The sequence below is a fragment of the Fictibacillus sp. 23RED33 genome (assembly GCF_015903925.1).
In the GTDB taxonomy this organism is placed as follows: domain Bacteria; phylum Bacillota; class Bacilli; order Bacillales; family Fictibacillaceae; genus Fictibacillus; species Fictibacillus phosphorivorans.
The window spans coordinates 1-26,279 of the sequence record NZ_JACZDX010000014.1 but is presented as its reverse complement, the minus strand read 5'-3'; the positions used below and the strand labels follow the sequence as shown (position 1 = coordinate 26,279).

At 35.1% G+C, this 26,279-nt stretch carries 26 protein-coding genes; all 26 read left to right on the top strand.

Annotation, left to right across the window (positions count from 1 at the left end; genetic code table 11):
• Window positions 1-217: 217 nt before the first annotated feature.
• The 26 genes from IHV09_RS21645 (at window position 218) to IHV09_RS21520 (ending at window position 25,986) form a co-directional block, all read left to right on the top strand.
• On the top strand, window positions 218-1,516 hold the full coding sequence (locus IHV09_RS21645; protein WP_144705005.1) for an NCS2 family permease: 1,299 nt from the start codon (window positions 218-220) through the stop codon (window positions 1,514-1,516).
• A gap of 162 nt (window positions 1,517-1,678) precedes the next feature.
• Complete coding sequence (locus IHV09_RS21640; protein ID WP_197265437.1) at window positions 1,679-2,425, top strand: prepilin peptidase; 747 nt, start codon at window positions 1,679-1,681, stop codon at window positions 2,423-2,425.
• 103 nt (window positions 2,426-2,528) lie between these two features.
• Window positions 2,529-3,053 carry a hypothetical protein gene (locus IHV09_RS21635; RefSeq protein ID WP_197192235.1) on the top strand — a complete coding sequence of 175 codons (525 nt, stop codon included), beginning with the start codon at window positions 2,529-2,531 and terminating at the stop codon, window positions 3,051-3,053.
• Between the two features lie 480 nt (window positions 3,054-3,533).
• Window positions 3,534-4,301 (top strand): Flp pilus assembly protein CpaB, encoded by a 768-nt coding sequence (gene cpaB / locus IHV09_RS21630; RefSeq protein ID WP_197192236.1) that lies wholly within the window; start codon window positions 3,534-3,536, stop codon window positions 4,299-4,301.
• A 30-nt stretch (window positions 4,302-4,331) separates the two neighbouring features.
• Complete coding sequence (locus IHV09_RS21625) at window positions 4,332-5,480, top strand: AAA family ATPase (protein ID WP_197192237.1); 1,149 nt, start codon at window positions 4,332-4,334, stop codon at window positions 5,478-5,480.
• Window positions 5,481-5,508: 28 nt separating this feature from the next.
• Window positions 5,509-6,873, top strand: coding sequence for a CpaF family protein (locus IHV09_RS21620; RefSeq protein ID WP_197192238.1), 1,365 nt, complete (start codon window positions 5,509-5,511; stop codon window positions 6,871-6,873).
• Complete coding sequence (locus tag IHV09_RS21615; protein ID WP_197265436.1) at window positions 6,851-7,774, top strand: type II secretion system F family protein; 924 nt, start codon at window positions 6,851-6,853, stop codon at window positions 7,772-7,774. The genes IHV09_RS21620 and IHV09_RS21615 overlap by 23 nt, the downstream gene beginning before the upstream one ends.
• Window positions 7,775-7,776: 2 nt before the next feature.
• Window positions 7,777-8,715: a type II secretion system F family protein gene (locus IHV09_RS21610; RefSeq protein WP_197192240.1), complete on the top strand. Its 939-nt coding sequence runs from the start codon at window positions 7,777-7,779 to the stop codon at window positions 8,713-8,715.
• 67 nt (window positions 8,716-8,782) lie between these two features.
• Entirely contained in the window at window positions 8,783-8,998 is a 216-nt protein-coding gene (locus IHV09_RS21605; RefSeq protein ID WP_197192241.1) for a hypothetical protein, read from the top strand.
• A gap of 72 nt (window positions 8,999-9,070) precedes the next feature.
• Window positions 9,071-10,462, top strand: coding sequence for a VWA domain-containing protein (locus tag IHV09_RS21600; protein ID WP_197265435.1), 1,392 nt, complete (start codon window positions 9,071-9,073; stop codon window positions 10,460-10,462).
• A gap of 25 nt (window positions 10,463-10,487) precedes the next feature.
• Window positions 10,488-10,904 carry a TadE/TadG family type IV pilus assembly protein gene (locus tag IHV09_RS21595; RefSeq protein WP_197192243.1) on the top strand — a complete coding sequence of 139 codons (417 nt, stop codon included), beginning with the start codon at window positions 10,488-10,490 and terminating at the stop codon, window positions 10,902-10,904.
• Window positions 10,897-11,568, top strand: a complete 672-nt coding sequence (locus tag IHV09_RS21590; protein WP_197192244.1) for a Tad domain-containing protein — start codon at window positions 10,897-10,899, stop codon at window positions 11,566-11,568. The genes IHV09_RS21595 and IHV09_RS21590 overlap by 8 nt, the downstream gene beginning before the upstream one ends.
• Before the next feature lie 19 nt (window positions 11,569-11,587).
• A complete protein-coding gene (locus tag IHV09_RS21585; RefSeq protein ID WP_197265434.1) occupies window positions 11,588-12,820 on the top strand; it encodes a hypothetical protein in 1,233 nt (410 codons plus the stop codon).
• An 8-nt stretch (window positions 12,821-12,828) separates the two neighbouring features.
• Window positions 12,829-13,635 carry a hypothetical protein gene (locus IHV09_RS21580; RefSeq protein WP_197192246.1) on the top strand — a complete coding sequence of 269 codons (807 nt, stop codon included), beginning with the start codon at window positions 12,829-12,831 and terminating at the stop codon, window positions 13,633-13,635.
• An 8-nt stretch (window positions 13,636-13,643) separates the two neighbouring features.
• Window positions 13,644-14,375, top strand: coding sequence for a hypothetical protein (locus IHV09_RS21575; RefSeq protein WP_197192247.1), 732 nt, complete (start codon window positions 13,644-13,646; stop codon window positions 14,373-14,375).
• Between the two features lie 21 nt (window positions 14,376-14,396).
• Window positions 14,397-14,603: a hypothetical protein gene (locus IHV09_RS21570; RefSeq protein ID WP_197192248.1), complete on the top strand. Its 207-nt coding sequence runs from the start codon at window positions 14,397-14,399 to the stop codon at window positions 14,601-14,603.
• Window positions 14,604-14,656: 53 nt separating this feature from the next.
• The gene (locus IHV09_RS21565; RefSeq protein WP_197192249.1) at window positions 14,657-16,033 is read left to right on the top strand and encodes a VWA domain-containing protein; all 1,377 of its coding nucleotides are present in this window, start codon (window positions 14,657-14,659) and stop codon (window positions 16,031-16,033) included.
• Between the two features lie 22 nt (window positions 16,034-16,055).
• Complete coding sequence (locus IHV09_RS21560) at window positions 16,056-16,268, top strand: hypothetical protein (RefSeq protein WP_197192250.1); 213 nt, start codon at window positions 16,056-16,058, stop codon at window positions 16,266-16,268.
• A 39-nt stretch (window positions 16,269-16,307) separates the two neighbouring features.
• On the top strand, window positions 16,308-17,120 hold the full coding sequence (locus IHV09_RS21555) for a hypothetical protein (RefSeq protein WP_197192251.1): 813 nt from the start codon (window positions 16,308-16,310) through the stop codon (window positions 17,118-17,120).
• Window positions 17,121-17,514: 394 nt separating this feature from the next.
• A complete protein-coding gene (locus IHV09_RS21550) occupies window positions 17,515-19,188 on the top strand; it encodes a transglutaminase-like domain-containing protein (RefSeq protein ID WP_197192252.1) in 1,674 nt (557 codons plus the stop codon).
• 6 nt (window positions 19,189-19,194) lie between these two features.
• Entirely contained in the window at window positions 19,195-20,001 is an 807-nt protein-coding gene (locus tag IHV09_RS21545) for a hypothetical protein (protein WP_197265433.1), read from the top strand.
• Window positions 20,002-20,196: 195 nt separating this feature from the next.
• Window positions 20,197-21,018, top strand: coding sequence for a hypothetical protein (locus tag IHV09_RS21540; RefSeq protein ID WP_197192255.1), 822 nt, complete (start codon window positions 20,197-20,199; stop codon window positions 21,016-21,018).
• 127 nt (window positions 21,019-21,145) lie between these two features.
• Window positions 21,146-21,970 (top strand): hypothetical protein, encoded by an 825-nt coding sequence (locus tag IHV09_RS21535; protein ID WP_197192256.1) that lies wholly within the window; start codon window positions 21,146-21,148, stop codon window positions 21,968-21,970.
• Between the two features lie 141 nt (window positions 21,971-22,111).
• Complete coding sequence (locus IHV09_RS21530; RefSeq protein ID WP_197265432.1) at window positions 22,112-23,455, top strand: VWA domain-containing protein; 1,344 nt, start codon at window positions 22,112-22,114, stop codon at window positions 23,453-23,455.
• An 11-nt stretch (window positions 23,456-23,466) separates the two neighbouring features.
• Window positions 23,467-24,453: a hypothetical protein gene (locus IHV09_RS21525; protein ID WP_197192258.1), complete on the top strand. Its 987-nt coding sequence runs from the start codon at window positions 23,467-23,469 to the stop codon at window positions 24,451-24,453.
• 99 nt (window positions 24,454-24,552) lie between these two features.
• Window positions 24,553-25,986 (top strand): nicotinate phosphoribosyltransferase, encoded by a 1,434-nt coding sequence (locus tag IHV09_RS21520; RefSeq protein ID WP_197265431.1) that lies wholly within the window; start codon window positions 24,553-24,555, stop codon window positions 25,984-25,986.
• Window positions 25,987-26,279 lie beyond the last annotated feature (293 nt).

The window sequence follows — 26,279 nt, the reverse complement described above, 5'->3', positions numbered from 1 at the left end:
GTTGATTTCCGCTCCAGGTGCTTCGCTTTCCGTGGGGCAGGCGGTGAGCCACTTGCCGCTTTGCGCCATTAAGTGTCTCACCTGACCGCTTGTCCCACAGGAGTCTCGCACCTTACGCTCCAATCAACTTTTCAATGATGCAAAGTTCAAACCCCATAAGTCAGTAAAATAAGCTTTTTCGATTTTATACGTAGACAGGGTATAGGGGGATATATAGATGGAAAAGTATTTTGGTTTCAAGGAGTTCAACACTTCTTACAAAAAAGAAGCAACAGCGGGATTAACAACGTTCCTTGCGATGGCTTACATTTTATTCGTTAACCCATCCGTATTAGGCGATGCTGGAATGGATAAAGGTGCCGTGTTCACGGCAACTGCACTTGCAGCGGCCCTTGGAACACTTTTCATGGGGATCGTAGCGAAGTATCCGATCGCACTTGCTCCAGGTATGGGACTTAACGCATTCTTCGCCTATTCAGTAGTCTTAGTCATGGATATCCCGTGGCAAACAGCTCTTGCTGGCGTATTGATGTCTGGTATTATCTTTATCTTTATTACATTATTTAAAATTCGTGAAACCATCATAAACGCGATCCCAGAAGATTTGAAGTTCGCTGCAGCGTCAGGTATCGGACTGTTCATCGCATTCATCGGACTGAAGAACGCAGGAATCGTCGCTCCAAGCGAAGCTACACTTGTATCTCTTGGTGACTTAACACAAGGTCCAACACTTCTTGCAATCTTTGGTTTTATCATTACGATTTTAATGATGATCCGAAACGTTCGTGGAGGAATCTTCTACGGAATGGTGATCACAGCTGTAGTTGGTATCTTTGCTGGCTTGATCAATAAGCCTGATCAAATCGTAGGAGCGATTCCGAGCCTTGCGCCAACATTCGGACAAGCGTTCTCTCACTTTGATCAAATTTTTACAATAGACATGATGATCGTTGTTCTAACGTTCTTTATCGTTGATTTCTTTGATACAGCAGGAACATTGATGGCAGTTGCTTCACAAGCCGGAATCATGAAAGACAACAAGCTGCCTCGTGCAGGTAAAGCGTTGCTTGCCGATTCATCCGCGATCGCAGTTGGTGCGATTCTTGGAACATCTTCAACAACAGCTTACATCGAATCAGCTTCAGGTGTAGCTGCAGGTGGACGTACAGGATTCACATCTGTTGTAACGGGTGGATTATTCTTATTAGCTCTTTTCTTCTCACCATTATTAGTTGTCGTAACACCATCTGTAACAGCACCAGCACTTATCATCGTCGGTGTGCTAATGGTATCTGTATTAAGTAAAATCAAGTGGGACCGTTTAGAAATCGCAGTACCAGCATTTTTAACCCTAATCGCAATGCCGCTCACATACAGCATCGCAACAGGGATCGCACTAGGATTCGTTATGTACCCACTAACAATGACAGTAAAAGGACGTTTCAAAGAAGTTCACCCGATCATGTGGGTTCTCTTCATCGTCTTCATCAGCTATTTCGTATTCTTAGTCGAATAGTGAAAAACATTCGTTGGGAATGTCCGTTTTCGGGCATTCCTTTTTTGCATGTGTAGGAAAACAAATAAAAAGATAGCCGATAACTTTAAGGAAGAGAGATGCAAAAAATAAGTTTCTTCATTATAATAGTGTGCAGAAAGAAGATTAAGGGAGAAGTGGGAAATGGAAGCAATGTGGAGCGTTTGGTTTTTTGTAGTAGGAGCCGTATTAGCCTCGTTCGGCGGAGTAATCGGCTATCGTCTGCCAAAAGGAATGAAGATCGTAGGGGTAGAACGTTCACAATGTGACCATTGCGAAAGACAGCTAAAATGGTACGAGCTGTTTCCCATCGTTTCGTATCTCACTGCGGGCGCAAAGTGTAAAACATGTAAGAAGCGGATCCCCCTTTTATATACGATGGTGGAGCTCGCAACTGGTGCTCTTTATAGTTTTTCATACATAAAATTCGGTTTCTCTATCGAATTGTTGTTAGCCTGTTCACTCGTTTTATTATGCGCCATCATTACCGTTTCCGACCTATTGTACTTTATTATCTCGGACAAAGTGCTGATCGTATTTTTCGTGTGGTTCCTAGCCTTACAAGTGATCTTTGAACCAAGAGGTTGGATAGATGCAGGCGTTGGAAGTCTGCTCGGATTCTTATTCTTGTTATTGTTAGCGGTTCTCTCTAAAGGCGGAATCGGCGGTGGAGACATTAAGCTGATGGGCGTATTAGGTCTTGTACTCGGGTTTCAAGGAGCATATCTAACACTGATGGTCGCGTCCATCGTAGGGGTATTAGTCGCAATCGTAGGATTAGTAACGAAGAAATATAACCGAAAGACCGCAATACCGTTCGGACCATATTTAGCGGTAGGCGCGTTAGGGACGTTTTATTATAGTGAAGAGTTGTTGGGGTTGATTTTTTAATGCTATATTAAGTTGAAGAGTTAGAAACTATTTGTTTAGAACTGGCGTAAGAATAATATTATGTTTTTGTTAGAAGATTTTAATACCGAGTAGGAGGTATAATATGCAATTGTGGTTAATTATTTTTTGTAACCTTTTAGCAATTTTCTTAGGGTTAATATTTGGAATTGGATTCTATAAAAAGAAAAGAAATGAAATAGGGGACACAAAAGGAAAAATATTAGGTATAAGTATTTTTGTTTTTGTTATGATTTTTTTTAATGGAATACTTGTATACACTGATTTTAAGGATGAACAGAGAGAGAAAAGTGCACTTAGTGAAATGGAAATGAATTATAAAGAAAACGGGGTTTCCAATCAAGAAAGCTATAAAAACTTAAACTTAGCGGTAAGAACATATAGTATTAATAAAAAGAAATATTATGAAGTGTACGTATCAAATTTTAATAAAAAAGTAACCTTTACTGGAAAAGTTCTTATAACAGTAAAAGATGATAAAGAAAAAGTCGGGGAAATTACAACTGAAAAGATAACACTTAAGCCTGGTGAGAAAATGATGATTGATTCATACACCGGACCTAAATATTATGATGAGTATTCGTGGAAATGGATTGGCGAACTTAAATAGATTTTGTAATGATATGCGAACCCAGTATACTGTTGGAATTGGTGAATACAATTAAAACTTGTTTTAAAAAGCCGCGTAAACATATGTTTACGCGGCTTTTTAAGATTTAAGTCTTTATTCCTAGTAGTTAATGTTTAGTTCAAAAGTATGAAACTCTTGCAATATGGGCTTTTTAGGTTTTAGAATGTAAATTTTGTGGAAATTAAATTTTAGAATTAATGGTTATTTATGTATTATAACTGTGATTATATTCCTAGTATAGTTATTTTGTAGGGTTGTCGAAAAGAGTCGAAGTTTGAAGGAGGATAGTAAGAAGGTTGTGGATAAGTGCTATAAACCTTTATAAGCCAAGGATTTAGAGGGGTTGACGCTCTTGGAAAATATGTGATAGTTTTGGCATAGAAAAAAACAGAAGATATGACAAATTATATTAAAGTTATGATTTAAGTACATTTTTGTAGGAAGTAGGTATATGAAACAATGATTGAGTCAAAACGTCGAGCATTTATCTTTATAACTCTAGCAATTCTTCTAGCACTCATCGCAGGTTTTTTAGTACTTCAAAAAGTACGACAACTTAATGCTGATTTAGGTGGCATGACAAAAATTTATGTGGCAAAAGAAAACGTTCCATCCCGTGAATTATTAACTCCTGATGACGTAACTACTGAGGAAATACCCAATAGGTATATTACAGCTTCTCACATCACAGAACGGAAAGACTTAGTGGATAAGGTTGCCACGGTACCATTGACCAAAGGTGATATTATTACAAAAAACATGTTAAAACAAACTTCCAGTGTTTTGAATGAGGACAACAGATTAGTAATGCTTTATGCGTCAGATAAAGTTCGTTTCGATGAAGAAGTTGAGGCACTTGATCGAGTTGATATTATAGTTTCTCAACAACTAGAAGGTAAGCCGAAAACTGAAATCTTTATGTCAGACGTTAAGGTAAGTAGGGCTTATAGAACAGACAAAAAGCAGTTTTACGGAGTGGCACTAGAAGTATCTATAGAAGACACATCTAAATTAGTTCATATACAAAACTATTCTGATAGTGTTCGTGTAATAAAAGCTAATGTTGGACAAGCAGTTAACAAATCTCCTGAAGCAAATGAACCTAGTAAAGAAGCACCTAAAGCTCCACCAGTTCAACAAGAGCAAAAGGCTCCAAATACTAAAGAGACGAAAGATAAGCCTGCTCAACAACCAACAAAGCCAGCAGAACAGCCAGTAAAAAACTAGAAAAGATCGTTATACAATGGAGGACGAAAAATGCTTCAAGATCGGAAGTTATTAATTGTTAGTGATAATTCGGAGTTAACAGATCAGATTCATTTTCTTTCAGAACATTTTATAAAAGTAGATACCGTAAATTCTCATGAAGTTTTTAAAGAACTTGATAGATCAGCACCTGATATTATTATCGTCATAAAAACAGATGATTCTACTGTTGAATTGGTTCAAAGTATTAATGCAGATAATTCAATACCTATCCTGTTTTTAACAGAAACACAAGACTTTATTTTATTGCGAGATGTAATTCGCGCTGGAGCGGTTGACTATTTTGTTATTCCAGATGAAATTTCTTTATTTGAGAAAAGACTCCAAGCCATTATTAAGAGGTTAGAAACGAATGAAACTGGTGTACAAGAGAGTCATAACACTTCATTTAAAAGAGGCAGGGGACAAGTCATCTCTTTTTACAGTGCAAAGGGAGGTAGCGGTAAAACGTTTGTGGCATCTTCTTTCGCTCAGACACTTAAATTAGAATCAACTGCACAGGTGCTCTTGATAGATCTTAATCTTCAATTTGGAGGGATCGAAACTTATCTTAGTATTGAAAGCACACGTTCACTAATTGATTTAACTCCAGTTATAGAAGAGCTAACTGAATCTCATATACAAAATGTTAGTGAAAAGGAAAATCATTCAAAGCTAGAAATTCTTTTAAGCCCTAAAGATGCAGAAACAGCGGAAGGAATAACACAGGACTTTATAGCTAAATTAATTCGAGCATGTAGAAGAAATTATGATTTTGTGATTTTAGATCTTCCTTCATATATTGACGACAAAACGTATATTGCCCTAGAAGAATCTGATGTTATTAATTATATATTAAATTTAGATACACCTTCTTTAAGAGCATTTAAAGATGCAGAACAATTGTTCCAAAGGCTTGGAATAGATGTAAATGAAAGGCTCCAAATTATTGTAAATAAAACCGGTAAAGAAAATGAGATATCCGTAACAGATATTAAGGACCTTGTAACTGCACCGGTCATAACAGATATACGTTATGACAAAAAAACAGTTCAACCTTTAATTAATAAAGGTTTGCCACTTCAAAAAGTTCCTAATGAAAAGAAGCTATCTCAACCTGCTAAAGATATTAAAAAATGGGTTTTATCAAATCTAAATTAATTTTCAAAAATAAGGAAGGAGGTAAAATATGTCGATTTTTAACCGTGAAAAGGATTTACCTTCTCTAAAAAAAACCAATATAAACAACACTTATTCTAACCCATATATTGACAAGCTTGTCGAACATTATAAAGGGCGTTTATTACATGAGACTAATCTAGAACAACTTACAAGTTTAAGTAGAGGAGAAATGAGGCTATCAATTGAAAAGCTTGTAAGTTCATTCATGTCTGAAGAGAAGGTTATTATTCCAAGGCATGATAAAGAAGCTTTGCTTATTAGATTAATAGATGAATCAGTAGGTTTTGGACCTTTGGAACCGTTATTAAATGATCCAGATATTACGGAGATTCTTATTAATGGACATAAGGAAATATTTATCGAGAAGAACGGACAATTAAAAAAAACCAATATTCAATTTAAAGATGAAAATCATGTGAGGCACATTGTAGATAGAGTTGTTGCTCCACTCGGTCGAAGAATTGATGAGAGTTCTCCAATGGTTGATGCTAGACTTCATGATGGAAGTCGTGTAAATGCTGTTATTCCTCCGGTAAGTTTAAATGGTACTTTGGTTTCAATTCGAAAATTTAGAAAAGACCCATTTAAGATGGAAGATTTGATTGATTTTCATTCTATGGATGAGTCGATGTCTACTTTTTTACAAGCAATTATTAAAGCAAAATTAAATGTCTTAATTTCTGGAGGTACTGGAAGTGGAAAAACTACACTTCTTAATGCGCTTGCAAGAGCAATACCCCCTTCAGAACGTGTTATAACAATCGAGGATTCTGCAGAACTCAAACTTGATAGAGCAAGTGTAGTAGGAATGGAAGCAAGACCTCCAAACGTTGAAGGTTCAGGTGAGATTACCATTAGGCAACTAGTTAAAAATGCTCTGCGTATGCGTCCAGATCGAATAATTGTAGGTGAGGTTAGGGGATCCGAGGCTTTTGATATGCTCCAAGCCATGAATACAGGTCATGAAGGATCAATGACGACCGTCCATGCTAATTCACCATTCGATGCTCTAAGTCGTGTTGAAGGTATGGTTATCATGTCCGGAATGGATTTACCTTCTGAAGTCATAAGAGAATATATTGTAGGAGCTCTGGATTTTATCGTTCAAGGTGAGCGTTTGTCTGATGGTAAACGTAAGATTGTATCTATTGCAGAAGTATTTAAAGATGAAAACGAAAAGGTTCAGATGAAAGAAATTTTTAAATTTAATCGAACTGGCATGGGTGAAAACGGTAAGGTACTAGGATATTTCACGCCAACAGGAAATGTACCTAAGTGTTTAGAAAGGCTTAAGGTGTTTGGAATAAATATTGATGAATCTCTGTTTTGGCCAAAGGAGGTTATGTCGAATGATACCGTCTATTCTGTTTAGTTTTTCTGTTATTCTTTTTATCATCGGCTTCTATCAATATTTAGGATTTAGATCACACAAAAAAGATTGGAGACAAAAGGTCTCGAAGTATTTTCCAACTCAAAAAAGAAAAAGCAAGATTGTTGTTTGGGGAAACAAATTTGATCAGACAGATCTGGCTAAACCATTGAATGATAAATTGCAAAAAGCTAGTGTTTCGTTAACTGCATCAGAGTTACTTGGAGCTCTAATTGTTGGTTGTTTAGGAATAACGGTAATATTTACAAACTTATTTGATGTACCTTTGCTTATTAGTTTTCTATTAGGAATATTTACTGCAGGTCTTACCTATTGGCTATTATTTTTAATAAGACAAAATCGTTATTACGAACGGTTGAACAGTCAACTTTCTGAAGTGTGTCGCTTATTAGGAAACTCCGCCAGAGCCGGAATGACTATTAATCAGGGTATAGAAATGATAGCTAGAGAGGCTGCTTCTCCTGCTAGAGAGGAATTTTCAAGAGTTGCAAGTGAACTTAGGCTGGGTGTTGATTTTGACAAAGCTATGCGTGATTTGCAGGATAGAATTCCCTCGAGAGAATTTCAATTATTTATTGCGACATTATTAATTCAGAAAAAATCAGGCGGTAATCTTTTTTCGATACTTGATGAGATGGCTAACACTTTAGAAGAAAGAAAAATACTAAATCAAACGATTAAAACAATGACTGCTGAACAAAGATATATTTCATATTTTGTGCCAGCTTTACCCATATTGTTATTGCTTATTATGAATCAAATAGTTGATGGATTTCTCGAACCACTTTCTAGTATTCCTGGTATTATACTTGGGACAATTTTTATTATAGGGACAGGCATTACTTTTATTCTTGTTAGAAAAGTAACAAATATAAAGGTGTAATTATGGATACTCTCATTTTATTAGCAATTTTATTTTGTTGGCTATTTCTAATTATTGGCCTATATAGTTGGTATCAATTTAGAAATAAAAAAGCTTTAATACAAACACATATTAAAGAATCTATTTTTTATGAAGAACAACATCTAAGAAAGAAAGATACAGTGTTAGTAAAAGTAATAAAGAAATTAACTAAACAAGCTGATGATTTTTCTGCAATTGGTCAAAGAATTGACTTATTTAGTGAATCACATGAAGTAGAAGATTGGTTAAAAAAATCTAGTTATCCGCTTGATTTAACAGTTGAAAGATTTCAAGGGTTAAAAATAGTATTTGCCTTGATTGGATTTGGTATAGGTACAACTTCATTACTACTAGGTCTACCATTATCGAACTTTGGCATAGTTCTATTACCTGTTGGGGGTTACTTCATGCCGATTATCTGGTTAAAACAAAAAGCAAAGCAAAGACAAGATAACCTAAGGTATGACTTGCCTGATTTTTTGGATACTGTAAGTGTTAGCTTACAAGCTGGAATAGGATTAGATCAGGCATTAAGAGAAGTAGTTAAATTTTTTTCAGGTCCTTTGCGAGAAGAATTTGGCCGTTTTAATCAGGAAATTGATTTAGGCGTTGAACGTGAAAAAGCGTATCGAAATTTACTAGCTAGAAATGATAACCCGGAATTTCAAACGTTAATTAAGTCGCTTATTCAAGGGATGACTCTAGGTGTGCCAGTTGCTACGACTTTTAAAATTCAAGCAGAGGACATGCGAACAATAAGGCAAGAACAAGTAAAAGAAAAAGCGGCTAAAGCTTCTCCAAAGATAACACTAATTACAACTTTCATAGTCATGCCAACTGCAATATTCTTAATTGGTGGATTGATGATCATGAACATGTTCATGGGAGATAACAACATATTAGGAGTTTTTCAAAAGTAAACATAGTTTCAACTTTTAAGTTTTTTGCTTAAAAGTAAATATAAAAAACAACTAGGAGGAAATTATTATGCAAAAGTTAAGTATTGCACTTTATTTAAGAGTTCAAGAGGCTTTAAAAAATCAAAAAGGTGCTCAATCTTTGGAGTGGCTTGGAATTGCAGCATTATTAATAATGGTAGTAGGCATAGCATCAACTTTCTTAGGTGGAGCTGGTAAAGGCCGTATTGAGGCTGTATTGGAAGGGATCATAAGCTCTATTGAAGATCAAGTTGGAGGTAAATAAACATAACCAGGCAAGTGAAGATGTTTTTCTTCACTTGCCTGTTAACTAAATGGAGGGAGTCTTTAGACAGCTATGAAACCAAATAATATTTTCATCATCGCGGTAATAATCTTATTATTAACAATATCATTAGTGGCATGTTCAAATGATGAAAGTAAGGGTCAGATTAAGCAAACAAAAGAATCATCTGTTTCAAATGATGATAAAGCTGAAGATGATTCAAGTAAGGGAGATTTTAATAGTATAAGTGATGCTTCCAAACCTTCAGGGAATTTAGAGGAAATATTGATTTATCCAACAGGTCAATTTGCTGGGTTAGATTTTAGAGCAAATGATACTGATAAGAATCGAGTATTAGAAACCTTCAAAGACTTTCCGAAATTAGATGATACTACAAACGAAGAGATGTTAGATCAATACTGGGCAAAAATGGTCTCTTTATATCACGAAGATTATCCAAGTCCAGATCAAGTGCTTGAAGGAATAAAACTACAGTCTTTTGGAAATCCCGAACTTGATGATGAAAGATATCATTTTAAAGAAAATTTAAATGTTGAGATCATTTTAGATGCAAGTGGAAGTATGGCTGCTAAGATAGGAAATAAAACCAAAATGGAGCTTGCAAAAGATTCTATTAAAGAGTTTGCTTCTAAACTACCTAGTAACGCAAATGTAGCATTAAGAGTCTACGGCCATAAAGGTAGCGGCAACGACAGTGATAAAGCATTATCTTGTGGTAGCTCTGAGTTGGTTTATTCCTTGCAAAAATTTGACGATGCGGATTTTAGTAATTCTTTAAATAAATTTAAACCTGCTGGTTGGACTCCTATTGCATTAGCATTAAATGAAGCTAAAAAAGATTTAAGTACTTTTGATAGTGCAACAAATACAAATATTATTTATCTAGTTAGTGATGGCATTGCAACATGTGATGATGATCCAGTTAAAGCTGGTCAATCCATAGCCAATTCTAATATTGAGCCAATCGTTAATATTCTAGGTTTTGATATCGATAGTAAAGGTCAAAAACAATTAATGGATATTGCAAAAGCATCTAAAGGAACTTATGCTTCTGTAAACAATGCTGAACAATTAAACCAGGAGTTAGATAAAGCTAAGCAAATAGCTGAGCTTTGGAATGATTGGAAAGAAAGTGCTGATCGAGATGCAAAAAGCCAATTCATTGATCAGAAGTTTGATATCCTCTATTTTTCAAATGATTTTGCAGAAGCATATATAAGAGAAAATAACAATTACAGGTATACTATCAGACATTTAAGAGATGAAGGGGAAATTAGTAAAAAAAGCTGGAGATATTTAGACAATAAACGTATTGACCGTTTTGAAACAATGAAAAAATATAGACAAGATATTGAAAAACAATTGGATTCAATAAATGAAGGTAACTTAGAAGATGCGCAAAAGGAATTGGAGAAGTTAGCAGAAGAGAACAAACCTAAATAGGATGAAGATCTAGGGGCTGCAATAAATGAAAAAAACTTTCGCTTTAATTCAAAAAAAGAATAATCAAAAAGGAGCAATATCCTTTGAATTTTTAGGAATATTACCTTTTTACTTCTTACTATTAATGCTCTTATGGCAGGCTGTTGCATTTGGGTACGCAGTGTTATCTACTCAGTCGGCAATGAACGAAGCTGCAAAAGTAATTTCAACAGGTGGGACACAAGATGAAGCTGTTAATCAAGCAAGTCAAATTGTTGGTGGTGGAAAATTAGTAAACTTTCAATCTGTCAATTTTTCACCTGTAGATACTAATGGTGATTTCACAGCTACCATAAATGTAGAATTGGGATTAGTTTTCATACCCGATGAATGGAGAAGTAAAGACTTTTTTTGGATCCCTTTCGAATTATCAACAGATAGCAGAGTGATTAGTTATGAATAATGAACGTGGGAATGCAACGTTTTATTTAATTTGGCTTTTAGGTCTAACTGCTCTGCTATTTTTCTTTGTCATTAATATTTCAAAGGTTTTTTTTGCCAGCGAACAAGCAACAAATGCAGCAGAACATGCGAGTTTGGCAGCTACGGATGTAGTCTATGATGCTGTGAATGAAGCTGTTAGTGATTTTGATAGTCATCCTATACATGGCCCTCTATTTTTTGCAAGTCATGGACTAAAATCTTTAAAAGATATTATAGAAAAGAGAAAGCTAGAAATTCGTTCATCAGATGCAAATATAACAGATTCTGAAGCGCAGATTATTGCAATAAATGAAGTTTTAAGTGAAGAAATTCCTCAGAATAAAGAATTACATGATTTAGTGAAAAGTCATTTAGAAAAAACAGACACAATCTTTGCCATACAATCTGTAGCTAGCCAAAATATTATAAGTAATGGTGCAAAAGATAACAATGCCTCCATAAAATATTTTAATTCCGATGAACGTATTGAGGTTGATGCTGAGGCTGATTCAAAACTTACAAGCTTTCAAGGTTTTTTTGAAAAGAGTTTAAAAGAAATAAGTAAAACCGGGCAAGGCCCAGAAGTACCTTTTGTAAAGTATTTAAACGGTTGGAGTGACCGAGAAATACCCTTAGATTTTTAATTAACAGGAGGTGGGAAGAGTGAGAATAAAAAGATTGGTTTCGAAGTTTGCCGCTATAACAGCATTTACGATATTGATTTTACATACATTTCCTCTTATTGCTTTAGCTGGTGAATCTATTACACCTGGAAAGCCTATTACACCCGGAAAGCCTATTACACCTGGTTCAGCAATTACTCCCGGTAGCCCAATTATACCTGGTGAATCTATACAGCCAGGTACACCTATAACCCCCGGGTCTTCAATTCAACCAGGTTCTCCAATCATTCCAGGGAGTCCTCTAAAACCTGGAAGTGGGGATGGGATTGACCCTAATAGTCCATGGGCAAACCCTGACAATGGAAATGTGAATCCAAATACAAAACCAGGAACAAGTCCAGAGAATAGCGATGTTCCTACTGATGAAGAAGGAAATACTTCGGAAAATCCCCAAGAGGTTGAAGGTGGTAATTCAGCATCATCGGACAATAATTCTAAAAACGATTCCTTTACAGATAGTCCCCTATATAAGTCTGGGAAATGGGTTTTGAAAGATTTTATCATGAGTGGTCTTGAGACTGGAGCAGCAGATGGTGCAAATGATTTTAGCCAAATTGATTGGAGAAAGGCAAACTTTTCTGATTTTAGTAATAAAGCGTTAAGAGCAGCTTTAGGTGAAATGGTTGATACAGATACTGAAGCAGGCCAAGCTGCAAAATTTGCTCTAGACTCCATGACTGGTTACGATAATTATAAAGCTGTTTCAAATTTTTTGAAAACACCCACTGAGATTAAGTCAAGTTATGAATTAATGAAAACGGTCAATAATTTGTCGTTTAATCAAGCATCTAATCTAAATAAAGTTAAAAACTTTGGTAGCTTTATAAGTGATGTTTCAAAGCCAATGGAGATTAACAAAACAACTTTTCTTGGTAAAATTGCATTACCATTTGCTGTTGTTAATGTAGGGATATCTGGTACTGAAATGGTGAATAGTTTTTCTAAAGGGAAAATTGCGGAGGGTATTGGTGCTTTAGGAGAAACTTTAATGTCTGGAGCGGTTATTGCTTCCGCTACTGGATTTGGAGCACCTGTCGCTACAGGTTTAGCTGTTGTTGGAGGCGCTTTATGGGCAGGTTCTAAAATTTATGAGCATCGTAAAACGATAGTTAAAGCAATCAAAGATCCTGTTGGAACAGCGGTGAAAGCTGGAAAGGGAATTGTAAAAGGAGTATCTAAAGTTACTGGAGAAATTGCCGGATGGTTTAGTTAGGAGATAATATGTTATCAATAAATACATTACCTTCAAGAATTGATCAATCTTTAAATGAATTTAATAAACAAAAGGAAAAGCCTGATGTATATCCTTCGGCGTTTCTTGTTGATAACAAAAAATACTACTACTTTACATTCAATCCCTCAGCAGAGAAGTTAATTATTGATGAAGATGGGCAAATTAAATCATTGGAAGAAATTAAATATGTGGCTTTATTGGCAAATAGTTATTATGTTGGTCTTTTAAGTATTTTAAATGGCCGAAAATGGGTTAAAGCGAAAACAAAGAAAAATTATATGAAATTAGAGAAAATTCTTTTAAATATAAAAGATGAACTAACTAATGCTTCAAACGATGAAAGTATTTTGCAATCCATAGATCAATTTATCTATACAGCAAGAACTATAATATCTCTTCAAATAGAAATTGAACAAGCTGTAAAAAACGGTATAGAAAAAGTACAATCAACCAATAAGAGCGGAATAGTTACCAAAGAAGATTTTAATGAGCTACGTTCTTTAACTCTTAAAATGGTGAGAGCAGCACATCAGCAGAATACTATTCAAATTGAAACCGAAGAGGACCGTCAAAAAATATTTGATTTTTTATCCAATCAATCGTTTCTTAAAGATCCTAAGTTAGCCTTTTACAATCTTCAACTCAGTCCATTTAAGAAATTTATGATAAGTAGTGAGTCTAGTATAGGAAAAGAAGTGTTAGATATGGATTATGTTTGGTCTGAAGACGTACCTCTAGAAGAACATCCGAATGTAGGGGAAGTGTTAGCTCAGTATAAAAACCCAAGAACGTAGGTGTAAAGTTGAAAAATATAATTTTAAAATCATTATATATGTACAAGTTAAATATAAAGAAAATTATTTTACTTGGATTTACCATAATAATCCCTTTGCAAGTACTATTTACTTTTTTCACAAACCTTATTGCTTTACCGTTTTCTATTTTTGAAATTCGTTTGTGGGAAACGATGGTTCAGTTGTTTTTTACTGTTATAACTTTTTCTTTAATACAATTACCCTTTATTTCTTTATTTCAGTTAGATATTCAAGATGAAGAGTATAGAGTTGGACACATATATGGATTATCACTTCAAAAAGGTTTTATGATCTACCTACTAAGTATTATCTGTGCAGTTATTATACTAGCAGGAGCAATTTTATTTATTGTTCCAGGCATTATATTAATGGTATTTCTGATTGCTATACCTCAAGCAACAGTTATTGAAAATAAGACATGGTGGAAAGCTGTTAAACAATCTATAAGATTTGCAAAGCAGAATTTCACAAGATTGTTTATGCTGATTTTAATCTTTATGGTTTTGGATTTTTTAATTAGTTATGTTTCGTATTTTTTAGCTCTTTTTACAAGTAATTCATTTATTGTATTAAATTTATTTATTATGTTAGGAAATGCAGTAATTCTTCCTTTCTTTATATTCTCAATTTCTTATTTATATCATGAATGGATACATGGTAGCGACGATGAAATTCATTCCAGAAATATTGGAGATTTCAGAAGAAAGGCCATTTATTAAAGAAGGGGTGGATTAGTGGCTGTGGCTAGTAACTTATTGAAATGGAAAAAGAATTATCTATATCTCTTTATTGTATTTTATATAATAATTTGGCCAATTGCTTACTATTTTTATACACAAGGGAATACTTCCTTTTTTTATGCATTGGTTCCAGTTGCTGTTGCACTTCCTACTATTAGACGAAATCATTTACGAACGATTGAACGAAAAGAAGAAGAAAGTATCTAAAAAGAGATGTTAATACATCTCTTTTTTTATAAAAAAATAAGGTGGAATATTCCATGAGGTCTAGAAATACGCATATGTTGTCTTATTTTCTACTTTTACTCATCCTATTTACGGCATGCGCCAACTCAGAAGAAGTAAATGAACCTGCAGACTCAAAAAAGGAAGTTAAGCAAGAAACGAAAAAAGAAAGTAAACCCGAAAAGGTAGAATCTGATAGTAAATTAAAAAAGGAAATTCCCCCAGCTCCTACTTCTATTAATGAGGTTTTTGCATATCCAAATGGAAAATTTGCTGGAAAAGAAGTATATGATACTACAAGTGGTGTAAAAGAAGAGCTTTTAAAATACATGCCTAAACTGGATGAGAACGCAAGTGACGAGACCTTAGATTTGTATTTCAATAACCTTGTAGCCCTCTATTGGAATGGCTTTACAGATCCGGCTACTCTTGTTGACAAGTGGAAGTTGTATTCGTTCGGTAGCCCGGAAATTGAAGACCCTAAATTTCAATTTAAAGAAAATTATAATGTGGAAATTATATTAGATGCAAGCGGTTCTATGGCTAAGAAGGTGAAAGGTAAAACTCAAATGGAATTAGCCAAAGAAGCTATTGATAACTTCGTACAATCTTTACCTGATAAAGCGAACGTGGGATTGCGAGTATATGGCCATAAAGGGAGTGGATCGGACTCGGATAAAAAACTGTCTTGCGAAAGCTCAGATCTAGTGTATCCTATAGCATCTTATAATGCGGCTGAGTTTGATAAAGCGCTGAATCAATTTCAGCCTAAAGGATGGACGCCAATCACATTAGCGTTAGAAGAGGCACAAAAAGATTTAGCGAAATATCCAGCAGATAAGAATAACAATATTGTATTTCTAGTGAGTGACGGTATTGAAACATGTGAGGGTGATCCTGTTACAGCAGCTAAGAAATTAGTAGATTCTAATATTTCTCCGATCGTTAACGTTATCGGCTTTAATGTTGATGGGAAAGGGCAAAAACAGTTAAAAGACGTAGCTGCCGCAGCTGGTGGAATCTATACAGATATTAACGATCAAACTCAGTTAAAAAAAGAATTTGAGCGAGTTGAAGAAATAGCAAAACGTTGGGAACAGTGGAAGAAAGATTCTCTTAGAGAAGCGGATGCCATAAAAGTAGAGCGTTATTTTGAGGCTCTTGGTTTTACTAATGAATGGGACAGTAAAAAAAGAAAGCTATCTATTAATATTAGCGGCTCAATTACCTATCTTTCGAATGAGGATTATATAACGAGAGATCAAAGAGAAATTCTAGAAGAAAAAGAAGAGAAATTAAATGAGTTTATTGAGAAATCAGGTCTAGAAGTAGAAAATTATTTGAATTCCATGAACGAAAAAACGTTTGAACAAATGAAGAGGGATATAAACGAGAAATATAACCTTAATTAGAAGATTAGCTAGGAGGAATTTGATGTCAAAAAGTGAAAAGAAATGGCGTCGTTTTTATATGATGATGTACATCTTTATTTATGGGATTTATGTTCCTTACAATCTCTTCATGTGGTTAGGTGGAAGTGAAGGGTTTCCGTATGCCATGTTGGGTATCGCTTTAGGTCTGCCTATGATGAAGAAAAATCATATAAACAATATTCGTGAAAAGGAGCAAAATATAATTAGGAAATAGGATTTTTTTAAAGGAGAGGAAATAACGATAGAAAATAACGTGAAAAAACACAAAAAATTTCTCGAGACAATTGATAAGACGAACTATTTAATTGCTTGTGAAGATAAATATTATAGTGTAATAGGTTATTTAAGATTTGGACAAACAAAAGGGTACTTAATTTTAAATAAAGATGGAAGTGTATGTGCAAGAGATCAATCAATACAGCCTTTTAGAATGTTTATGGTATTTAATTCATATATGCTTAGTTTTACAACTGTTGGATTAGAAGAGAAAAATAAACCTACAGGGGCATTTCAAGAAACTATAAAACTTTTGCAGTTTTCTTTAACCAAGAACCATAGAATTAAAGATGAGGTAACACATGCTATTTCTGTGTTAGAGAAATTGGATAAAGGATTTAACAGATTAAGAGGAATTTACGAAGAGGTTAAACGAGTATTTAATAATGAAGTAAAGGCAAAGAGCACATTAGATAAAAAAATTACAAATCGAATTTCTGATTTAATGACGGAATTTACTGAAAGACAATATGAACACCTATATCTGCAGATTGGATTGAAAGAAACATACACATCCATTCTTAATGAGATAAGCAATAAGGATATTAAAGATAACCAGGTAAAAAAACAAATTAAGGAAATGCAAAAATTGTTAAGGTATTTGGTTGAAGATGAATACCAGACCAATTTAAAGAAAAGTATAATTGAATTTGAAACAAATATTCATGGAAAACAAACCTCTTTTTATACCGAAGATCATGAACATTGGAAAGAGAAGCTTAATTCAAATATCAATGAAAAGATGGAAAACAACTTTAAAAATGATATCCTCACCATGCTAAGGAATTAATTTGCAGGTTTGATGCCAAGTTACGTAATTAGAAACTATTTCAACCTAAATTCGTAATATTTATTACACTATAGGATTTGCAAAAGAGATGGAAATCCCATCTCTTTTCTTTTTAACTACAAAATAGAAGAAATTAAATAGGAGTGTGAGAAGTGATAAGCAAAGTAGATAGATGGAGAAAGAACTATCTGTATCTCTTTATTATATTTTACGGAGCAATAGGACCAATTTCCTTTTACCTTTTTAAACAAGGTTATACCTCCCTTTTTTATGGTTTGGTACCCATTGCTGTCGCGCTTCCGAGTGTTAGAAGTAACCATTTGGGACTTCTTGAAAGAAAAGAAGAAAGTATGAAACGTATTAGGTAAAAATATTTAACAAAGGAGTGCAACAAATGAAAAACAAACTAACCAATTCTCTTCTGCTTCTCATGGTTTTGACACTAACCGCCTGTACATCAGACCAAAACCCATCTGCCAAACCTGAACAAGAAGAGAAAAAAGACAAGTACACGACACTTGCTGAAAAAGCGAACAATGAGGATAAATTAGAGAAGTTAGAACTTCTTCCATACGCAGAAGAAGTGGAAGCGACGTTATCGAGCCCTAAGTACAAAGAGTTTACGGCAAACTCGACTGTACTTATTAAAGGTAAGGCGAAAAAGTATAACAGTTTCAAGTCAGACCATGTATGGATCAAAGTAAGAAGTGATGAAGATGGGCCGAACGGTCGCGACTTCAGCTATTACGCTCCTTTGAAGGAAGGCAAGTTTGAACAGAAGATTCAGCTGTTTAATGGGAAGGGAAATTATTCTGTCAAAGTGAGTGTACCGAGCGATTCGGCTGAAGATTACTATTATGATATTGCCTCATTTGATGTAGAGAACGTAAACCCTGAGATTAAGAGAGATATTGCTTATACGAAGAACGCATTTCAAAATGATTTAAAGTTAAAAAATTCCATAAATGGGTATATGGAAAGAGATGGGTCTTTTGAGCTAGAGGGTGAGGTTGCTGATTCTAGTGTTGAACAGCTTATGGTTGAGCTTAAGAAAGAAAGTGAATCTACTAAAATTATGATTCCGGTTGAGAATGGAAAGTTCGCACATAAAATCCCTCTTTATTATGGTGCGGGTGTTCATGAGGTACAGATCATGACGCCTAAAGAAGGATCAACCGACTTTTTTACAGATGCGGCTCACTTATATGTAAAAAATTTATCTAGTGAATCCTTTGAACCTGTGAAGTATTCCTCTGCTTATGAGGAAAAAGGCTTCAAACTTGAGTCCCCAGAAGTAGGCGGTGAAAAAGCGGATCTGACATACAAGATTAAAGGAAGAATTGATCCAAAAGGTGAGGATGCAAACAAGACGAATGTCGTTTTTGTTCAGACAGAGAAAGACGACCTAAAAGCGATGTACGCGATTCCAGTTAAAAACAATAAGTTTGAGGGAGAGTTTTTCCTCCGTTTTGGACCTGGGAAATACGAAGTGTCTTTAATGGCACCAGAATTCCAAAAAACGAACGGATATATGCAGTACTTTGTTGGTGTAGCAAATTTCGCGGTTGAGAATACAAACACGAGTGATCAAAGATTCACCTTGCCATCTAGAGGTATTCAGTCGGATGCTCCTGAGATTAAGAAATTAGCAGCGCAACTAACGAAAAATAAAAAGACTGATAAAGAAAAAGCACTAGCAGTATACGAGTATGTCGCAAAAAACGTGAGCTATGATGTAGGCAAGCTAAACAATCGAACGTTTGAGTTTGATGACAGTGCGTTAAAAACGTTGGACGAAAAAGAAGGCGTTTGTCAGGACTTTGCGTATTTAGCGATTGCTCTTTTACGTGCAAGTGGTATGGCAGCGCAGATGGTAACAGGGTTTGCTGGGCAGAATCATGCGTGGGTAGAGACAAAGGTGGACGGACGCTGGTTAACGATGGATCCAACATGGGGATCAGGTTATCTGCAGAACAACAAGTTCGTTCCAAAGTTCACCATGGAATACTTTGATCCAAAACCAGCAGAGTTTCAGAAAACACATACCAAAAAAGAGGTGGAATTTTAAGAATTAATGATAACAATTAAGAGTTTGCCGGACCATATATTAAATATTGCCAAAGGATTTCAGGAGAATAATAAACAAATTCATGTTTTTCCTTCCTTACTAGATATTGAAGGCGATAGATACTATTATTTTAAATTCTCAACTAAACGAGGACAGTTAATAGTAAGAGAAGATGGAGCGGTTTTACCTATTAATCAAGTAAAAAAAGCTTTTGTATACGGATTGGTTTATAACACTTCATTTGAAAACATTACTGAATTTGGACTTGAATGGGTTGAAAGTGGTACTTTACAACGCTATCAAAAGCTGTGCCGAATTTTAACGAAACTTTCTTCAACTATTCATCAACAAGCACCACAAGAGGTTATTAAGAGCCTTACCAATTTCAAAGAATGTGCAGATGAGATTATTAAAGAACAGAAAAATATAGAGTTTGTAGTAGGAAAAAGTTTTGAGTTGGCTTCAAAAACGAATGATTTAGAACTTGTCACAATGGATGACTGTATACAAATGCGTAAATACAATGAAAGTATGGTTAGGTCTGCTTTTAAACAGAATGAAGTGCAGTTAGAAACAGAAGAAGATAGAGCTCGGGTGTTTAAATATATTTGGACTAAAAAGTTTTCTTATAATTTAAAGTTAATTCCTATTATTATCCAACTTTTTCCATATAAAAACCACATGAGAACAAGTCAAACCATTGGATCGGATGAAATGGAGAGTATCAAAATTATGATATCCAAAGATGTAATTATTGAGCAATCCGAAGATGCTCTAGCAGCTTTAAACACTTTAAGAAATCCATCTAATTAGTTTAGTGTGGTTATTTGCACTTATCCAAAAAATAAAAACGATGGAGACGTGTTTATGTTCTTCTATATCTATTAATATACGGCTAGTCGCACCGTTAAGTTTGGTTTTCTATTTCAAATTTTATAAAGATTTTTAATAATGTGCATGGAGAATAATGCTTCAAGGGAAAGTACTTACTTGTTAAGGAGATGAGTCATGGCTATTGAAGCAAATTTTAAAAAACATAAGCGGTTCTTAGAGACTATTGAAATAGCAAAATACAATGTTGTTATTCATGATAGTTTCTATAAATTTTGCGTATACAATAAATTTGGCAAGGCAAAAGGATATCTAGCATTACAAGCCAATGGGACGGAATGCCGAAGAGATGAAGCCATAGACCCTTATTACTTATTCTTAAAATTTAATTCATATCTCACAGGCATTGTTTATCAAGGTAGAGAGGAAATGAATAAACCTACAGCAGTATTTAAAGACACTATAAATTTATTAGAAAAAATTAAACCTTTTGTACAATCTAACTCAATTCACGTGAATAATGCTGTTTCAAAAATTACAAATCTAGATAATGGATTTTTAAGATTTAAGACATTACATGATGATGCACTAAAATTATATGATGAAGTGATTAAACTAGGAGAGTTAGAGAAATCAAATGTAGATAAAGTAGACTATCTAATGAATGAATTTTCTATTCAACAATATAAGAATCTATACTTACAACTTAGCATGAAAGAAGATTTTACTGCATTAACTCAAGAATTAAAAAACTATAACAGTAGTGGGAAAGATAAAGAGAATATAAAAAAAGCATTAGATATCTTCAGTTTTCTAAGTGGGAAAAAATATATAGATGATATCTATGAAAACTTAAAACAGTTTGAGGTAGATGAACAAGGAAATAAGATGGTTTTTTATGACCAATCCAACGATTGGGAAGCTAAGTTTATTGAGATCACAAACAAGAGGAGCAATAAAGACTTTGAAATTGAAGCTTTGTCTATGTTAAGAAACTAATTGTTTAATGGTTAGGGGGCAAAGGACTTGCCTCGTATAGAAGCAACTCTGATTGCTAGGTGAACAAAAGTAACAAAAATACCTACGAATTCGCCAAAGACCCTTTCAAATCTTTAGGAGATGAATTATGTCAATAGAAGCAAATTTTAAACAGTATAAACGCTTCCTAGAAAAAATAGATATAGCAAAGTATACAGTTATTTGTAATGACTCTCGTTTTCGCGTAGCGGCCTATAACAAATTAGGTAGTACAAAAGGTTATTTAGTTTTACGTGAGGATGGAGATGTCGCCTCCAGAGATGAAGCAATTCCTCCGTATAGAATGTTTATTGCATTTAACTCGTATATGTTTGGTCTTTATGAACAAGGACAAGCAGAAAGTAATAAACCGACAGCGATTTTAAAAGATACGATAAATCTTTTAAATGAAATTAAACCGTTTGTTACAACAAGTAAAGATGACATTGAGACTGCTATTAAAAATATTCAAGAATTAGATAACGGTTATAAAAGAATTAAAGAAATACGGCCAGAAGCTATGAAAATCTTTAATAATATGATGAAAGAAGCCATATTAGATCAAGTTGTATTAGACAATATTACATTGTTAATGAAAGAATTTACGCTTCTTCAGTATAAGCATCTATATATTCAGATAGTGGCAAAAAAACAATTTGTCCGTATTTCTAAAGAACTTAGTACAGTTTTGAAGACTCTAAGTGGTAATGAAAGAAAAACAGCAGCAAAAGCGGAAGATGTATTCAAATTTTTAACGGAAGAAAAATATCAATCTGGATTAAGAAAAAGTTTAATAGAATTTGAAAAAGATCCTCAAGGTAATCAAATTCCTTTTTTCGAGCGTTCTAATTGGCAAGAAGCATTAGACCGAAATACGGATGACAAAAATGATATTTTGTTCGAAAAAACATTATTGTCACAGCTTAGAAATTAAAAAAGGTATCAAAAGTCTGGTCCTATCTTTGGCTAAAAGATTATCTTTATAAGCTGGTTATGCAACTATGCAAGGGTTTAATACCCATGGCCTTGAAAAAAAGGTATAAGAGAAACTACTAAGAAGGGAATTTGTTATTAAATGAACAAATCTAGTAATTTATTTGCTGTCATTTTTATCGTTCTACTTCTTCTATTAACCGCATGCTCAACCGAAAAAACAGCATCGGATACTGATGAAAAGAAAAAAGAACCCAAAAAAGAGACGGTTGAAAAAGCGCCTACTGATCCTGAAGAGATGGTGAAACAGGGTGCAGGTAAGTATAACGAAAAGGTAAAAGATCTTGAAGGTGATGCTCTTGATAAAGAGATTAACAAAATCACAAAGAACTATCCTAAAGGTATGAAGGCTGAGGAAGCCTTTAACCGAATTGTTGCTGGATTCGCTGCCAATCATCAGCCTGGGTTTCAGGAGTTAGAGGACTTTGACATTTCGTTTGAAGAAGTAGAGGCGTATGAGAAGTATCAAGAAGAAAGTGAAGACGGAGAGGAGAAGAAGGAAGGTCCTCTTAATGTTGCCATTCTTTTAGATGCAAGCGGTAGTATGGCAGGAAAGGTTTCAGGAACGGATAAAATGACGGCGGCAAAAGAAGCGTTGAAGAAGTTTGCAGGTGGATTGCCTGATGACGCGAACGTCATGCTGCGCGTCTATGGACATAAAGGAAGTAACGCTGATAAAGACAAGAAGGTCTCATGTGAAAGTACGGAAGTTATGTACCCTTTAGGCGCATATAATGAAGGAACTTTCCGACAATCTCTCTCTAAATTCAAGCCAACCGGTTGGACACCGCTCGCAGCTTCCATTGAAGCGGCTGAAAAGGATCTACAAGGAAAAGAGGGAAATAACGTCATTTACATCGTGAGTGATGGAATTGAGACATGTGACGGAAATCCTGTAGAAGCGGCGAAAAAGTTACACGAGTCGAACATCAAGGCAGAAGTAAACATTATTGGCTTTGATGTAGATAACGAAAGCCAACAACAGCTAAAAGCAGTAGCAGAAGCAGGTGGAGGTGAATTCCAATCGGTTTCTTCTCAAAAAGAATTGTTTGATGAAGTGGATTCCAACTGGTCTGAAGCGATGCATGATGCCAGTATCAACTGGAGTTCATCGATGGATTCATCAAGCGTAAATTGGAGTAGTTCGGGTAAGGGTCATTCTATGAGAAAAGTGTATTCAAAGATTTTGGATAGCCTTATAGATGAATTTGGGTTGCTACGAAGCGTGAAAATGGAATTATATAAAAAAGAAAAGTTGTCTAAAGAGGAATTGGAGAAGTTAGACGATCTCATTTCGGAAAGAAATAAAACTCTTAAAGAATATGCCTCTCAAAAACATGATGCTAGACAAGAAGAATTGAATCAAGAAACAGACAGAGTACTAAAACTCATTGATGAATACGCGGAAGATGCCAGAGTAGAATAGGGGATTGAATCTTGACTAAATTAAAGTTTTTATTCATAACTACAAGCATTGCCCTAATGGTTTCGGGGTGTAGTAGTAACGAATCAACAAGCGGTAATAAAGAAAAGCAAGAACAAGAGAGTAAAAGTGAAAAAGAATCTGTTAAGGTCACAGATAAAAAAGCAAAAGCACCTAAAGACCAAGGTGAATATGAAGTATGGTTTGAAGGAGAGGCAGATCGTAAAGGGAAGCTGATTACGGTTAAAGGTCAAACGAATCTTATTTCAAACTCTAACCTATTAGTTACGATGGATAGTGTAGAAGATACTTTAATTGGTGGTTCAGATCGAATACAGGTTAGTGAAGACGGTACTTTTGAAACAGATTTAAAAATACCAAAAAGCTCTGAAGGTTTAATTGAAGTTAAAATAGAGTTTGATCCTCATTCCGACAATCAACCAATCAAAGATCACTATGGAGAAAACGGTGAAAAATTGAAAGGTCCGTTTGTCAGGTTGCAAGAAGAATCAGATATGCAGCAGAACATCACACTTTTAACCCTTGAAATTCCTCAGGATGAATCGAATGCTTCTGCTAAAATAAAGAAGCCTGAATGGGAAAAGCCTGAAGATTACGGTGCTCCTACAATTCGATTAGATGAACCCGACATTCAAAAAGATGATAAGTATCTTTATATAGAAGGAAAGTCAAATCTGTTAGAGGGTACAAGATTGAAAGGGAGCTTGGATATTCCGAATTATATTGTCTCAGGATTATCGGATGTGACTAATGTTAATCCCGACGGATCATACAAATTAATCATTGAAAAACCTTCAAGCATGAACAAATTGAAGGATGTTAAGGAATACGAAGTGGTTTTGAGTGTTAGTCCAGCGGATAATCAGTGGAAATCAAACTTAGAAGTATACGGCGTAAATGGCGAGAAATTTATGGGTGATTACGTTGTCGATCAAAATGGAGTAAAAGAGATTGAAAAGCGTCTTTCCATCTCAGAATAAGAAGTAGCCCGATGATCTTCTAGGTTATCGGGCTTTTTACTATGTTTAACAACCACACAAATAGAGAAAAATGAAGAGAGAGAAAGGCGGGACTCATACATGAGCTATGAAGATTTAGCATTACATACAGATAAGTATCAAATTAATATGATGTACGCCCATTGGAAAAACGGAACGCATAACAACATTCGAGTATTTGAAGCCTTTTTCCGAAAAAATCCGTTTAAAAGCGGGTATGCGGTGTTCGCGGGACTTGAGCGAATCATTCGTTATTTGGAGCATCTTCATTTTAATGAGGAAGATATCGACTATTTAAGAACACAAGAAGAAGAATATGAGGAACTTTTCTTAGAGGAGTTAAAGAACTTCACCTTTTCGGGAGAGCTATTTTCGGTAAAAGAAGGAACGGTCGTTTTTCCGAATGAGCCGTTAATTCGCATTAAGTGCCGTGTGTTTGAAGCGCACTTGTTGGAAACAGCGCTGCTTAATTTCATGAACTATCAAACATTGATCGCAACGAAAGCGGCTCGAATTCGGTATGTCACTCCTGATGATCAGTTGATGGAGTTTGGAACTCGCCGCGCCCAGGAAGCAGATGCTGCAATATGGGGTGCACGTGCAGCATACATTGCAGGCTTTGATGCCACATCGAACATGCGCGCCGGAAAACTATTCGGTATTCCTACTAAAGGAACGCATGCACATGCGTGGGTTCAAGATCATGATTCAGAAGAAGAGGCGTTTGAACGGTTTGCAGAAGCTCTGCCTAATCAAAGCGTTTTACTTGTAGATACGTACAATACGTTAAAAAGCGGAGTACCAAACGCGATAAAAATTGGATTAAAGATGAAGGAAGCGGGGAAATCACTCAAGGGTATCCGGTTGGATAGTGGTGATTTAGCATACCTATCCATTCAGGCTCGGAAAATGTTAGATAAAGCAGGTCTAACGGATGTGGGAATCGTAGCAAGTAATGACTTGGATGACGATGTGATTTCAGATTTAAAAGCACAAGGTGCAACAATCACTTCTTGGGGAGTTGGGACGCAACTTATTACGGCATCAGATCAGCCTGCACTCGGAGGCGTTTATAAAGTTGTAGCTAAATATGAAAACGGAGAATTTGTACCCACGATCAAAATCTCATCTAATGTAGAGAAAATCACAACACCTGGATATAAAAAGGTCTACCGAATCATCAACTCAAACGGAAAAGCAGAAGCGGATTACATTGCGATGGATGATGAAGTGCTCCCAGAAAAAGATATTAAACTATTTGATCCGGTGCACACATACAAAAGCAAAATGGTTTCTTCCTTTACTGCCGAAGAACTGCTACAGCCCGTTTATATAGAAGGAAAGCTTGTGTATGACCTTCCGAACCTAGAAGAAATTCGGCGCTATCATCAGGAACAGCTTGGTTTGTTCTGGCCGCAGCACTTACGAAGATTGAATCCACAAGAGTATTTTGTCGATCTTTCCGTTCAAGTATGGAAGACGAAAAACGATCTTTTAGAGAAGCATTCCTTATAGAAAGCAAACCTCTTTTCGACACGAAAAGAGGTTTTTTAATAAAATCTTTAAAAAAGCGTTGACGGGCGTCCGTATCGTTGATATAGTAATAAACGTTGTTGCTTTTCTTACATAACGTTCGACAAAAACAAACATAAACTTTTAAAAAAGTTGTTGCTTCGAAAGAAGATATGTGGTAAGATAGTTTTTGTCGCTGCTTTAAGAGAGTGACGCGGTAAAAGAAAAAAGTTCTTTGAAAACTGAACAAAAGAAATAGGTAAGGAATTAAGAATTAATTCCGTCAGTTTTAAATC